Consider the following 13,372-nt stretch of genomic DNA (forward strand, 5'->3'; position numbering starts at 1 on the left):
ATGTGGTTATCTGATGTCTCTGTCAAACGTCCTGTCTTTGCGACAGTGATGAACCTGTTATTGCTGATCTTCGGTATTGTCTGCTTTACCATGCTGCCGCTGCGCGAGTTTCCGGATATTGACTCGCCTATAGTCACTGTCAGCACCGATTACCCGGGCGCGTCCGCAGAAATTGTCGAAACCAAAATTACCCAGCCGATTGAAGATCGGATCTCCGGTGTCGAAGGCATTAAAAACATCACGTCGAACAGCCGTGATGGCCGCTCCAATGTCACCATTGAATTTAATATCAACCGCGACATAGACGCCGCCGCCAATGACGTGCGGGAACGGGTGTCCCGTATTCTGGATAACCTGCCGGATCAGGCCTACCCGCCGGAAGTCTTTAAAGCAGACGGGGATGACGACACCATTGCCTGGTTTGTGCTGAACAGCGAAACCATGACCAGTCTGGAGCTGTCCGACTACGCAGACCGTTATATCGTCGAACGTTTTTCCGTAGTAGACGGGGTGGCCCGTATCCAGATTGGTGGTGAGCGCCGTTATGCTATGCGGATCTGGCTGGATAAAGACGCCATGGCCGCCCGTGGTGTCACAGTGCAGGACATTGAAACTGTGCTGCGTAATGAAAACGTTGAGCTGCCAGCCGGCGAAATTAAGTCTGCAGAACGTGATTTCACAGTGCGGGTGGTCCGCACTTACAAAACCCAGCAGGATTTCCGCCGCCTGGCCATTAAACGTGGCGCCGACAATTACATAGTGCGCCTCGGTGAAGTCGCCAATGTTATTTTAAGTTCAGAAGACGAAGAAAGTGAGTTCCGTGGCGACGGCAAAAACCTGCTGGGGATCGGCATTATCAAACAGTCAAAAGCCAATACGCTGGATGTGGTGCGAAACGCCCGCGCCGAAATGGAGAAAATCAAACAAAGTCTGCCGGTTGGCACCACGATAGAACCAGGCTATGACTCTTCGCTCTTTATCGCCGAATCCATTCACGAGGTGTACAACACCCTCGCCATCGCCATGCTGATGGTGGTGTTAGTCATCTTTCTGTTCCTCGGTAACCTGCGCGCCACCTTTATTCCAGCCATTACTGTCCCTGTCGCCCTGGTGGCGGCTGTCACTGTGCTCTTTGCGCTGGATTTTTCCATCAACCTGCTGACGCTGCTGGCGATGGTGCTGGCCATAGGCCTGGTGGTGGACGACTCCATCGTGGTTTTGGAAAACATTTACCGGCGCATTGAACAGGGCGAAGCGCCTCTGCTGGCCGCCTACCGCGGCACCCGTGAAGTGGGCTTTGCCGTTATTGCCACCACCTTAGTGCTGATCTCTGTGTTTGTACCGCTGGTCTTTATGCAGGGCGAACTGGGGAAACTTTTTACCGAGTTTGCGCTGGCCGTGGCGGCGGCCGTGGCCTTTTCCGCGCTGACCGCCCTCACCCTGTCGCCGATGCTGGCCAGCAAACTGCTGAAGCATCAAAAACGTGAATCCCGCTTCAGTGCCGCCATGCACAAGGCCTTTGACAGACTGGAAACCGGCTACCGCAATCAGCTGAATATGGTGATGCAAAATCGCTGGCCGACTTTTGCTGTGTTGCTGCTCAGTCTGGTGGCCAGCGTCATGCTGTTGAAAATGCTGCCCGGTGAGCTGGCACCGCAGGAAGACAGAGGCACCTTTTTTGTCAATATGAATGGCGCTGAAGGGGCCAGTTATCAGAACAACAGCAAAAACATGCGGCTGATTGAAGATGTGTTGCTGCCGTACTACCAGAAAGGCGAATTTAACCGGCTGCTGATCCGGGTGCCAGGCTGGGGCAACAGCGGTGGTGTGGCCATTGTCGGCACCGAAAACTGGAACAATGGCCAGCGCCGTACGGCCGAGCTGATGCAGGAAGTGGCAGGCAAGCTGAACCAGCTGCCCGACATTAAAGCCTTTACCTTTATGCGCAGTGGCCTGGGCGGCGGCCGCGGCGGTGGCCGGCCTGTGCAGTTCGTGATTCAGGGCAATACCTATGAAGAGTTGTCGCGCTGGCGTGACATAGTGCTGGAAAAAGCCGCCGCCAACCCAAACCTGCAAATGCTGGACCACGACTACAAAGAGACAGTGCCGCAGGTACTGGTGGAAATTAACAGCGAGCGGGCCGCCGACTTAGGCATCTCGGTCGGTGCTGTGGGCCGGGCGCTGGAAGCCATGCTTGGTGGCCGCCGGGTGACCACCTTCCTCGACCGTGGCAAAGAATACGATGTGCTGCTGGAAGGTGAAGACAAAGACTTTGCCCGCCCCGGCGCCATCAGCAATGTGTATGTGCGCGCCACTGAATCAGGCCAGCTGATCCCGCTGGACAACCTGGTCACCTTAAAAGAAGAAGCCACCACCTCGGCACTGAACCGCTACAACAGAATGCGGGCCGTCACTATTACCGCAGGCCTGGCGCCGGGTTACAGCCTGGGTGAAGCGCTGGAGTTTCTGGAAACTGTGGTCAAAGAAAATATCGAAGGCACAGTGGGCATCGACTATAAAAACGAGTCGCTGCTGTACAAAGAAAGTGGTGAATCCACAGCCCTTATTTTTATGCTGGCGTTGTTAGTGACCTACCTGGTACTGGCCGCCCAGTTTGAAAGCTTTATTCACCCGCTGGTCATTATGCTGACAGTCCCGCTGGGGCTGGTAGGCGCGCTGGCCGGTCTGTATCTGGCGGGCATGACACTGAATATTTACAGCCAGATAGGTCTGGTGATGCTGATTGGTCTGGTGGCGAAAAATGGCATTCTGATTGTCGAGTTTGCCAACCAGTTGCGCGACGCCGGAGTTGCCTTTGAAGAAGCCATCAAGCGCGCTTCAGCACTGCGCCTGCGCCCTATCGTGATGACCGCCTTCACCACCGTCATGAGTGCCATTCCGCTGATTATCACCACTGGGCCGGGTTCCGAAAGCCGGATGGTGATAGGGATGGTCATTTTTGCCGGTGTCGGCATTGCCACCCTGCTGACCATTTATGTAGTGCCTGTGGCTTATCTGGTGCTGGCCAAAAACACCGGTTCACCGGAGCAGCTCAGCCGTGAACTGGCACTGCTGGAGCAACAGGCCGGGCCGGAAAAACTGGATTAACAGCAGCCTAAGTAAAAAGCCGTCAGACGACGGCTTTTTACTGAGCCTTACCAGCGCATCGCCTGAATGCGGCTCACTTCGCCGCTTTGTTCCATCTGCTGCCAGGCTTGTTGCAACTTTTGCAGCTGCGCCGGGTTTAATGCCTTTTTACTAAAGCCAAAATACACCGGGCTTTGGTAGATCAGCAGCAACTTCTGGTAACGGGCCGCATCCTGATACCCTTTGTCCTGCCAGTACTGCAGCACAGTTTCATCTTCCAGAATGGCGTTGACTCTTTTAGCCTTGAGCAGCGCCAGTTTATCCTGAATACCACTGATCGAGACCAATTGGCGGGCGAACTCAGGGTGTTGCTTCAGCTGAATAAACTGCTCGCCATAATAAGCCCCGTTTAATTCTGCAATGCGGCCATAATCCAGTTGCCCGGCGAGCTGTTGCAGCGACTGAACAGGCGGCAGCAGTGTGGGATCGCCAATCAGCCAGATCCGCTCTGTGTGATGGGGGCCGATAAACACAAAATCCTGTTCCCGGCTTGGGGTTTTCGTCAACTGACTGACCACCGCCAGCTCACCGGTTTTCAGTTGCTGCAAAGAGCGCAGCCAGGGACTATTCACATAACGCAGCCGACAGCCGGTTTTTTCGGCCAGTCGCTTCAGCAGCACCACACTTTGGCCTGTCCACCCCTCACCTTGTTGCATCAAGTGGGGCGGAAACTCAGCCTCTACAGCAAAAGCCAGCTCACAGGCCGGAGTCGCTTTCGCAACCAGCAACACTCCTGCCAACAACCAGAGAATACGCACAACCAGACTCTCTCCTTATAGGTCCCAAAGACAATATGACAGTGGTCGCGGCAAAGCGCCAGAGATCCGGCAGCGGAAAAAACTGTTTATGCTCAGATATTTTCAGTGACCCGCTACCGGTCAGCTGCTAGACTGGCCCGCAGCTGAACATGGGTGTCAGGCCAGGCCTGACTTCACAGGGAAAGGGGTGAAAATCCTCTGCTGTACCCGCAACTGTAAACGGCTGCAGAACCAAACTGCGCCGTAAGCCAGATGGCCTGACCTGTCCAGTAAAAGCGCTGCGCAAGCAGTACACAGTGCGGGTCTACACTGTGCCGTCATTCAGCAGATCCATTCTGTCAGCGGCTGGTGTTTCTCAATCAAGGACAACAGTGGCTCTGGTACGATTTAAACAAGTCCGGCTTGAACTTCAGCAACAGCCTGTTCTGCATTCATTAAGTTTTGAACTGCAGGAACAGCAGTTTGTTGGGCTGATAGGCCCGAATGGCGCCGGTAAAACCTCCTTACAACGCCTGCTGCAGGCGGAGTATCAGCCCAGCAGCGGTCAGATTGAGCTGGACCAGATCCCGTTAAACCACTACAGCAGACCCCAATTAGCCAGACAGCTGGCGGTGGTCAGTCAGTTGCCCGGCCATTTATTCGACCTCTCCGTATTGGATGTGGTCACTATGGGGTTACTGCCCCATAAAAAACTCTGGCAAACCACCACTGCGGACGATCAGTTGCTGGTGCTACAGCAACTGGAGCAGGTTGGCTTGCTGTCCAGGCAGCAGCAGCCTTTTGCCAGCTTATCCGGCGGCGAACAACAACGGGCGTTGCTGGCCAGAGCGCTGGTGCAACGCCCCCGGCTGTTGCTGCTGGACGAACCGACCAATCACCTCGACCCTTATTACCAGCACCAGATGATGCACCTGTGCAAAACACTGGGCATTGCCGTGTTAGCCAGCATTCATGATCTCAACCTGGCCGCCTGTTATTGCGACCGCCTGTTATTGCTGGACCAGGGGCATTTGCTCGCGGACGGCCCCGTCGGACAGGTACTGACAGAACCTTTGCTGCAACAGGTGTTTCGCAGCCATTGTCTGGTCGATCAAAACCCCTTTGTCGCCAGACCCAGGGTTAACTTCGGCCATCCGGAGTGGCAATGAATAGAGCGCTGCGCTGGGCCCTGCTGCTGGGCGCTCTGATACTGCTGCCGCTCTGGTCATTACTGACAGGGCCACTGGCACTGAGCTGGGCTGAGGTATGGCAAGTACAGGACGGCATGACCCAAACCGTGCTCTGGCAAATCCGTCTGCCACGTATTTTGCTGGCCATGATCGCAGGCAGCAGTCTGGCGCTGTCTGGTGCTCTGCTGCAAAACTGCTGCCGCAATTCGCTGGCCGACCCCTACTTATTCGGAGTGGTGTCAGGGGCCGCTTTGGGCGCCACCTTGCAGCAGTTACTGCTACCGTCCTGGCCCGGAGCTCTGGCATTTTCAGCCTTTGCCGGCTCCACCCTGGCGGTGCTGCTGGTATTGCTGATCAGCAGGCTGGGCTCAGGCCAGCGCCTGGAAACCCTGCTGCTTTGTGGTGTCGCCATTAGTTTTTTATTCAGCGCCCTGTCCAGCGCCTTGCTCTATGTTTCCGAACCTTTTGCCGCCAACCGGGTGATGTTCTGGTTGCTTGGCAGCCTGGCGCAGGCCAGTTACGCCGATTTACAGCTCAGCCTGCCCTTGCTGCTGTTGCTGACCGCACTGAGCCTGCTGTTTCGCCGCCAGTTGGATGCCTTGTTGCTGACCGACGAAAGTGCCCGCAGCCTGGGGGTACCCGTGGCCGCTCTGCGGCTGATGTTTTTACTTGGCTGCGCCGCCCTCACGGCTGTCATAGTGGCCTGTTGCGGTGGTATCGCCTTTATCGGCCTGATGGTGCCGCATCTGGTACGGCGGCTGTTTGGCTTGTCCAGCGTCGCGCTGGTACTGGGTTCTGTCGGTCTTGGCGCCGTGTTTTTACTTGGCGTAGACACCTTGTCGCGTTCGGTATTTCCAAGCCAGGAGCTGCCTGTTGGGGTGCTGACCTCAGCCATAGGCAGTGTGTTTTTTTTCAGCTTAGTGCTCAGACAGCAGCGCTGAGGAGAGGCTATGAAGTTTGAGATAAGCGTGCTGGACCACAGCAAAACAAACACACTACAACAAGTGATAGACCAGAAAACCAAACCACTTGGCGCCCTGGGCAAGCTGGAAAACCTGGCCTTGCAGCTGGCACTGATCCAGCAATCGCTGCCGCTGAAACTGCAGTCCCCCTTGCTGCTTATTTTTGCCGGTGACCACGGCATTAACCGTCATCAGCTCAGCATTGCCCCCAGCCAGGTCACCACCGAAATGGTGCGCAATTTCCTGGCCGGTGGTGCCGCCGCCAACTGTTTTTGCCGCAGCGCCGGTGTGGCGCTGAAGGTGGTGGATTGCGGCATTCTGACCGACCTGCCGGAACAGCCGGGCCTGATTAAACAGCGCCTGGGCGCTGGCACCGACGATTTCAGCCTGCAACGCGCCATGAGCCCGCAGCAGGCGCAACAAGGCCTGGAGCTGGGTTACCAGCTGGCGCGCCAGCAGCTGCAGTCTGGTTATGATGTATTGCTGCTCGGCGAAATGGGCATTGCCAACACCAGCAGTGCCGCCGCCCTGCTCTGCGCCGCCACCGACATTCCGCTGTACAGCTGTGTCGGCTTTGGCACCGGCATCAGCCCGGAGCAATACCAGCGCAAAGTCAGTCTGATTCAGTTAGCCTTGTCGCGCCCTTATGCCAAAGATCCTGTCTCGTTGCTCGCGGAGTTTGGCGGTTTTGAAATTGCCCAGCTGACAGGTGCCATCTTGGGCGGCGCCAGTCAGCGCAGCCCAGTGCTTATCGACGGTTTTATCGTGACAGTGGCCGCTATTCTGGCCTGCCAGCTCAACCCGGCCTGCCGCGATTATCTGATTTTTGCCCACCAGGGCGCGGAAACCGGGCACAGGGCCGCTTTGACCCAGCTGCAGGCTTCACCGCTGCTGGATTTATCATTACGCCTGGGCGAAGGGACAGGGGCTGTGCTGGCCTGGCCGCTGCTGCAGGCCGCCCAGAGTTTTTTTAACGACATGGCCAGCTTTCAGAGTGCCGCCGTCACCAATGTGGTGCAGCCTTGAGCTTCCTGCTCAGACAATGGCAGCTGTTTTTACTGGCGCTGAGTTTTTTCAGCCGCCTGCCGGTACCGGCCAGCCTGCCGTACAGCCCGGAGCGGCTGAATCAGTCCGGCCGCTATATCTGTCTGGTGGGCTGGGTACTGGGCGCTTTACAGGCTCTGTTGTTGTATGGCTTGCTGCAGCTATTCAGCCCGGCCCTGGCGGTACTGCTGATGCTGATAGCCGGCCTGGTCCTGACCGGCGTGTTCCACGAAGACGGGCTGGCTGACACGGCCGACGGTCTGGGCGGTGGTCAGCAGCTGTCAGACAAACTCCGGATCTTAAAAGACAGCCGCATCGGCAGTTACGGCACCGCCGCTTTTGTGCTGGTGATGCTGCTGAAATGGCAAAGCCTGCAGGAGCTTAACAGTCAGGCGGTTTGGGCTGTGCTGGTGGTTGCAGCCCTGTCCCGCCTGATGCCGGTACTGCTGATCAGCAGCCTGAACTATCAGCAGGCCGACGCGGTCAGTAAAAGCAAACCTCTGGTTAGCCAAAGCGGCAGTCTGAACCTGGGGCTCAACCTGCTGGTGGCCTTGCTGCCTCTGTACTGGCTGCCCTGGTCGTTGAGCCTCAGCCTCTGTACCACCCTGCTGCTGGGTTTTGGCCTGTGCCGCCATTACTTCAAATCGCAACTGGGCGGCTACACAGGGGATCTGCTCGGTGCGGCGCAGCAGGTCACAGAGGTCGCGCTTTATATCATTTGGTTACTGGTATGGACTCACAACTGATGACGCACACAACAACCCTGATCCTCGGCGGTGCCCGCAGCGGCAAATCCAGCTTTGCTGAACAGTTGCTGGCAAAAGCCGACGAGGTGTTTTATCTCGCCACTGCCACCGCCATAGACGACGAAATGGCCCAGCGTATTTTACGGCACCAGCAGCAGAGACCCGGCCACTGGACTGTGCTGGAAGTGCCATTGCTGCTGACTGAAACCCTGAACTCGTTATCTGGCCGGGGAGCCACAGTACTGGTCGATTGCCTGACACTCTGGCTGAATAATCAGTTGTACCGGTTTCCCGAGCAAAACTTTCAACAACTGCGCCAGCAACTTGCCGACATAGTCGCCAATTTTGATGGCCGCCTGGTGCTGGTCAGCAACGAAGTGGGCGCCGGGGTGGTGCCGCTGGGGCCAGTCAACAGGCGTTTTGTTGACGAACAGGGCTGGCTGAATCAGCAACTGGCGGCCTGCTGCCATCAGGTCGTGCTGGTCTGTGCCGGTCTGCCGCTGTATTTAAAAGGTCAGGCCAATGCAGCAGATTGATTTGGTACGCCATGGCCCTGTGCAGGGGCCAGCAGGTTTATTTGGTCACACCGATATTGCGCTGGCCGAGGCCGAGCCTGCGTGCCTGCATTGGTTGGCAGAGCAGACCTATCAGCGGGTGCTCAGCTCTCCGCTGCAACGGTGCCGCACTACAGCGCAGCTGCATGCGGCCCGGTTGCAACTGCAGGCCGAAACCGAACCTTTGCTGATGGAAATGAATTTTGGCCGCTGGGACGGCATGCATTATTCCGAACAGCACCCGGACTGGCCCGGTCTTTGTCAGTTCTGGCAAAACCCGCTGGCCCAGACACCACCCGAAGGTGAATCCCTGCCGGATTTTATTCAGCGGGTAGTGTCGGGGTTTAACCGGCACAGCCAATGGCAAAGCGGCAACCAGCTCTGGCTGCTGCATGGCGGGGTGATCCGGGTGATACTGGGCGCTGTATTGCAGATCCCACCAGACCATCTGCCCTGGTGGCAACAACTGTCGGTCGGCTATGGCAGCATCAGCCGTATTCAGCGCCCCCACGCCGGGGCGCCCTGGCAACTGCTTTGTATGGCAGCGCCACTTCCCCCTTCAATCTGAGAGCCAGACAACATGGATCAAAATTACAAACAACAACGCCACAAAGAGCGCCAGCAACAGCTGAAGACCGAAGTGGATAAAAAAATCAGCGCCGCCACTCAGGACAAAGCCCTGTTGCTGGTGCTGACCGGTGATGGCAAAGGCAAATCCACCGCAGGTTTTGGCACCGTAGCCCGGGCTGTCGGCCATGGCCTGAACGCCGCCGTGGTGCAGTTTATCAAAGGCAGCTGGGACTGCGGCGAACGTAATCTGTTGCAGCAACATGGCGTCGAATTTGCGGTCATGGCGACAGGTTTTACCTGGGAGACACAAAACCGGGACGCTGATATAGCTGCCGCCGAGCTGGTCTGGGCCGAGGCTGAACGCTTCCTGCAAGACGACAGCCTGCAACTGGTGTTGCTGGACGAACTGACCTATATGCTCAGTTACCACTACCTGGACCTGGACCGGGTGGTGCGTGCAATCGAACAGCGCCCGGCCAGTCAGCATCTGGTGATCACAGGCCGCAACTGCCATCGCCGTTTAATTGAAATGGCCGACACCGTCAGCGAAATACAAAATATCAAACACGCCTTTGACGCTGGTATTCAGGTACAAAAAGGAGTGGACTGGTGAAAACCCTGCTCTGGCTTGCCGCCCTGTTAGCCTGCCAGGTGCAGGCTCAGGCACAACAACACGCACAGCGGATTATTGCTTTGTCCCCCCATTTGGTCGAGCAGCTGTACAGCATTGGTGCAGGTGACCGGCTGGTGGCCGCCACAGAACATGCAGACTACCCCGCAGATGCAAGACAACTGCCCAGGGTGGGCAATTATATGCAGCTGAATATTGAACAGATCCTGCTGCTCAAACCTGATTTGGTACTGGCCTGGACAGACGGCAATCCACCAGCGGATGTCAGCCGGTTGCGGGCGCTGGGACTGAACCTGGTCGAATCCAACCCCAGACAGTTGCAGGACATAGCGGCAGAGCTCAGATTATTGGGTCAGCTGACTGGCCAACAGGCCCAGGCGGAGCAGCAGGCCAGCCTGTTTGAACAGCAACTCTCTGCCTTAAAACAACGTTACCAGCAGCAAAACAAAGTGCGGGTCTTTTACGAGCTGTGGGCCGACCCCTTGTCCACAGTTGCCAATCAAGCCTGGCCCCAGCAGCAGCTGGCGCTCTGCGGTGCAGAAAACCCTTTTGCCAGCGCCACAGGCGATTACCCCACTGTGGGCCTGGAGCAGGTGCTGGTCAGCCAGCCGCTGCTGATTATTCAGCCCAACTCTGAGCAGGAAAAACGCGCCTTGTTTGACTGGTCGCGTTGGACAGAGCTGCCTGCTGTCAAATACCAGCAGTTCAGCCAACCGGATTCTGATTTATTGCATCGCACCACCACCCGGATGCTGCAGGGCGTTGAACGGCTTTGTCAGGATATAGATAAGGCAAGGTTGTTTTATCAAAAACTCGCGCAATGACCACTCCAGAAAAGCAGCTCCCGGCTTTTTAGCGCCACCTTCCCTGGCGGCGCCCCTGCGGGTTGCGCTTCGCGCAATGAAAAATTGCTCCCGGCTTTTTAGCGCCACCTTCCCTGGCCATCACCCTGCGGGCCGTTGCTTCGCAACGTCAAAAATTGCTCCCGGCAATTTTTTGCCGCTTTGAGCTAAAGTTTTGCCGCTGGGGGCCGAAACAGACATACAACCCGCTGATGGTCTGGCTATACTGACCGCAGCCGCAGTCACAGCCATAGCGCAGGAGAGCCTTATGTCATCCATTAACAGCCTGACCAGCAGCAGTTCGCAGGCCGCAAGCAGCAGTGCCACCGAAGAAAGCAAAGAGAAAAAGCTGACAGGTTATGAGCAGTCCCGCCTGAACAAACAACAGCTGAATGCCTCCATTATGGAAAGCCAGCTGAACCTGACCACAGGCCAGGACAACAACTCGTTAAAACTGCTGTACAAAACAGCGCTCGAAGGCATCAACAGAGAGCTGGAAGAAGAATTTGGCCCCAACGCTGCAGAAAAGATCAAACAAAGCGAAGTGGATACGTCGCCTGAAGCCACGGCCGAGCGTATTGTCAGCTTTGCAACGGCTTTTTATCAGAAATACAAAGAACAAACCCCAGACATGACCGAAGAAGAACGGCTGGATAAGTTTTTATCCATAGTCGGTGGCGGCGTTGATACCGGCTTTGCCGACGCCCGTGAAATTCTGGATGGCCTTGGCGTATTAGGCGGCAAAGTGGCAGATGATATCGACAAAACCTATGGCCTGATCCAGGACGGTTTTGCCCGCTTCCGCGAATCTATTCTGAATCCCAACAAGGACGAAGAACTGGCAGCTGACGTTGCCGCGAACACCAAAGACGAACTGACCAAGATGTAAGTATTACCAGTGAAGGAGCCGGTACAGACTGGCCGGCTTATACCCCACTTCACTGCTCAGCCACAGCTGCCCGGCTGGATCCACACAGGCCCCCTCCACCTGCGTGTCCACAGGCAGCTGTTGTTGCTTTATCAGCTTGCCTTCTGCATCCAACAGCGCCAGCCAGACTTCAAACTTACCAACAATCGTTTGCCAGAACCGCTGCTGAGGCGGCACATACCCCACCAGCAGCAACTGGTCAGAGCCCGGCACCGCAGCAGCGGCAGTGACCAGAAATGGCAGCTGCACCTCATAGCGGGCCGCTGGCAGCGGCTGCTCGGCTTCAGCGCGGTTGACCGGGTAAATCCGGGCTATGCCCGTCTTCCAGCTTTTACTGACCAGCCAGAGTTGCTGCTGCCAGAACACCATGGCCTCAAAGTCCAGATCATGGTGGTAAATCTGCCGTTCTTCGTCCGGCAGCCGTAAGCGAATGGTTTTTTCCGGCTGCAATTGCCGGTTCAGTCCATACAACTGCAATTCAGAGCGTTTGCCATCGTTATTGCCGGTATCCGCCAGCCAGAGCTGGTCTTGCGCCCATTCCAGCGCCTCCCAGTCCACATTGGTCAGCCTGAGTTTTTGCTGGCGCAACAACTGCCCGCTGTCACTGAGCTGAAAAACCTCGGCTTTATTGCCTGAATCATTCAGGCTCCACAAGCTGCCATAGGCACAACTTAAGGCTGAAGATTCATTCAGTGCCACAGGCAACAGCTGTTCCGTCTGGCCGGTCTCCGCCGCCGGAGTCGGCACACAGGACGACAGCAGACCCAGCAACGCCGCAGATAAAGGCGGGCGAATTAAGCGCAACAATACTGCACCAGCGCTTTTTGAACATCCAGAATGGAGCTGTCCTTGCTGAAGGTTTTGACAATAGGGCTGTCGGTGCTGCCAAGCCAGATTTTCAGGTCAGACTCCAAATCAAAATGGCCTTTGGTTTCCGCCGCAAAACGCACAATGGAGCGGTAAGGCACCGACATAATTTCGCGTTTGGAACCGGTTAACCCCTGTTTATCCACCAGGATCAGGCGACGGTCGGTAAACACCATCAGGTCGCGGATCACTTTATACGCCTGCTGCACTTTTTCATCCGCCAGCAGGATCTGTTGTAAATCCTGTTCCACTTCCGCTAAATCTGCGGCCCCGGCATTGCCCAATAACGCACCTAACAAACCCATAATCACCTCCTTTGAAGGCCCAAGCCTAAAACACAAAAGCCGGTGCTGGCAAGGCAGGCGTCGTGTTGCCAGCAGAATTCCGCTAGACTGACCCCACACATGGGTCTGAATAAGGGATAACAATGGAACTTGCTACCTTTGGTGCCGGCTGCTTCTGGTGTATAGAATCAGCCTTTAATCAGGTTCAGGGCGTCAGCGCGCTCAGTGGCTATATGGGTGGCCATACGCCATCCCCCAACTACCGCTCTGTCTGCAGCGGCACCACAGGCCACGCCGAGGTGGTGCAATTGCAATTTGACCCGGCGCTGGTCAGCTATCACGACTTACTGCAGATCTTCTGGTTTTTACATGACCCAACCACACTAAACCGGCAAGGCAACGACCTGGGCACTCAGTACCGCTCTGTGGTGTTTTACCATAACGACCTGCAACTGCAGCAGGCACAGCAATCCAAAGCTGCCCAGCAATTGCTGTGGCAGGCCCCCATAGTCACGGAGCTCAGCCCCGCCAGTACCTTTTACCCGGCGGAAGACTACCATCAGGGCTATTTTGAACAAAACCCGCAGCAACCTTACTGCAGCATTTTAATCGCGCCTAAACTGGCTAAATTCCGCCAGCACTTTGCAGCATTGCTGAACTAATACCTTCCTTGAGGGCTGGCCCCCAGCCCCAAACGAACTCAACCTGCCAAAAGGTCTATAGAGTGTATTTTTTCATCTGAAGCGGTTCTGATAAGGACAGCTGTTCTCAAATTAGAAAAATTACGGGATAAAAACAGTATAAAAATCAACCATTATAACGCCACCCCCAAAATCGCCCTAGAAATATGATAAAAACTGCAACAAGTTA

14 protein-coding genes and 1 riboswitch are annotated in these 13,372 nt (G+C 56.0%); of the genes, 11 read left to right on the plus strand and 3 right to left on the minus strand.

Features of this window, described 5'->3' with window-relative positions:
• A complete protein-coding gene (locus WKJ03_RS04415; RefSeq protein ID WP_337840954.1) occupies positions 1–3,108 on the plus strand; it encodes an efflux RND transporter permease subunit in 3,108 nt (1,035 codons plus the stop codon).
• 47 nt (positions 3,109–3,155) lie between these two features.
• On the opposite strand, the gene WKJ03_RS04420 is transcribed toward WKJ03_RS04415, so the two are convergent.
• Positions 3,156–3,905, minus strand: a complete 750-nt coding sequence (locus WKJ03_RS04420; protein ID WP_337840955.1) for a transporter substrate-binding domain-containing protein — start codon at positions 3,903–3,905, stop codon at positions 3,156–3,158.
• Between the two features lie 142 nt (positions 3,906–4,047).
• Positions 4,048–4,185, plus strand: a riboswitch (cobalamin riboswitch).
• Positions 4,186–4,276: 91 nt separating this feature from the next.
• On the opposite strand from WKJ03_RS04420, the gene WKJ03_RS04425 reads away from it, so the two are divergent.
• From WKJ03_RS04425 to WKJ03_RS04465, 9 genes are all read left to right on the plus strand, one after another.
• Positions 4,277–5,053, plus strand: a complete 777-nt coding sequence (locus WKJ03_RS04425) for an ABC transporter ATP-binding protein (RefSeq protein WP_337840956.1) — start codon at positions 4,277–4,279, stop codon at positions 5,051–5,053.
• Positions 5,050–6,015 (plus strand): iron ABC transporter permease, encoded by a 966-nt coding sequence (locus tag WKJ03_RS04430; RefSeq protein WP_337840957.1) that lies wholly within the window; start codon positions 5,050–5,052, stop codon positions 6,013–6,015. The genes WKJ03_RS04425 and WKJ03_RS04430 overlap by 4 nt, the downstream gene beginning before the upstream one ends.
• 9 nt (positions 6,016–6,024) lie before the next feature.
• A complete protein-coding gene (gene cobT / locus WKJ03_RS04435; RefSeq protein ID WP_337840958.1) occupies positions 6,025–7,062 on the plus strand; it encodes a nicotinate-nucleotide--dimethylbenzimidazole phosphoribosyltransferase in 1,038 nt (345 codons plus the stop codon).
• On the plus strand, positions 7,059–7,826 hold the full coding sequence (locus tag WKJ03_RS04440) for an adenosylcobinamide-GDP ribazoletransferase (protein ID WP_337840959.1): 768 nt from the start codon (positions 7,059–7,061) through the stop codon (positions 7,824–7,826). Before cobT ends, WKJ03_RS04440 begins: the two co-directional genes overlap by 4 nt.
• Entirely contained in the window at positions 7,826–8,362 is a 537-nt protein-coding gene (gene cobU / locus WKJ03_RS04445) for a bifunctional adenosylcobinamide kinase/adenosylcobinamide-phosphate guanylyltransferase (protein WP_337840960.1), read from the plus strand. The genes WKJ03_RS04440 and cobU overlap by 1 nt, the downstream gene beginning before the upstream one ends.
• On the plus strand, positions 8,349–8,948 hold the full coding sequence (locus WKJ03_RS04450; RefSeq protein WP_337840961.1) for a histidine phosphatase family protein: 600 nt from the start codon (positions 8,349–8,351) through the stop codon (positions 8,946–8,948). The genes cobU and WKJ03_RS04450 overlap by 14 nt, the downstream gene beginning before the upstream one ends.
• A gap of 12 nt (positions 8,949–8,960) precedes the next feature.
• Complete coding sequence (gene cobO / locus WKJ03_RS04455; RefSeq protein WP_337840962.1) at positions 8,961–9,563, plus strand: cob(I)yrinic acid a,c-diamide adenosyltransferase; 603 nt, start codon at positions 8,961–8,963, stop codon at positions 9,561–9,563.
• Complete coding sequence (locus WKJ03_RS04460) at positions 9,560–10,405, plus strand: cobalamin-binding protein (RefSeq protein ID WP_337840963.1); 846 nt, start codon at positions 9,560–9,562, stop codon at positions 10,403–10,405. Before cobO ends, WKJ03_RS04460 begins: the two co-directional genes overlap by 4 nt.
• 286 nt (positions 10,406–10,691) lie before the next feature.
• On the plus strand, positions 10,692–11,312 hold the full coding sequence (locus WKJ03_RS04465; protein WP_337840964.1) for a DUF5610 domain-containing protein: 621 nt from the start codon (positions 10,692–10,694) through the stop codon (positions 11,310–11,312).
• A 3-nt stretch (positions 11,313–11,315) separates the two neighbouring features.
• On the opposite strand, the gene WKJ03_RS04470 is transcribed toward WKJ03_RS04465, so the two are convergent.
• Together WKJ03_RS04470 and WKJ03_RS04475 are read right to left on the minus strand one after the other, a co-directional pair.
• On the minus strand, positions 11,316–12,155 hold the full coding sequence (locus WKJ03_RS04470) for a hypothetical protein (RefSeq protein ID WP_337840965.1): 840 nt from the start codon (positions 12,153–12,155) through the stop codon (positions 11,316–11,318).
• Positions 12,146–12,523: a PH domain-containing protein gene (locus WKJ03_RS04475; protein WP_337840966.1), complete on the minus strand. Its 378-nt coding sequence runs from the start codon at positions 12,521–12,523 to the stop codon at positions 12,146–12,148. Before WKJ03_RS04475 ends, WKJ03_RS04470 begins: the two co-directional genes overlap by 10 nt.
• A 122-nt stretch (positions 12,524–12,645) precedes the next feature.
• Between WKJ03_RS04475 and msrA the strand changes: the two genes are divergently transcribed.
• Positions 12,646–13,164: a peptide-methionine (S)-S-oxide reductase MsrA gene (gene msrA / locus WKJ03_RS04480; protein WP_337840967.1), complete on the plus strand. Its 519-nt coding sequence runs from the start codon at positions 12,646–12,648 to the stop codon at positions 13,162–13,164.
• Positions 13,165–13,372: the final 208 nt, after the last annotated feature.

This window comes from Rheinheimera sp., from assembly GCF_037442525.1.
Taxonomy (GTDB): Bacteria; Pseudomonadota; Gammaproteobacteria; order Enterobacterales; family Alteromonadaceae; genus Pararheinheimera.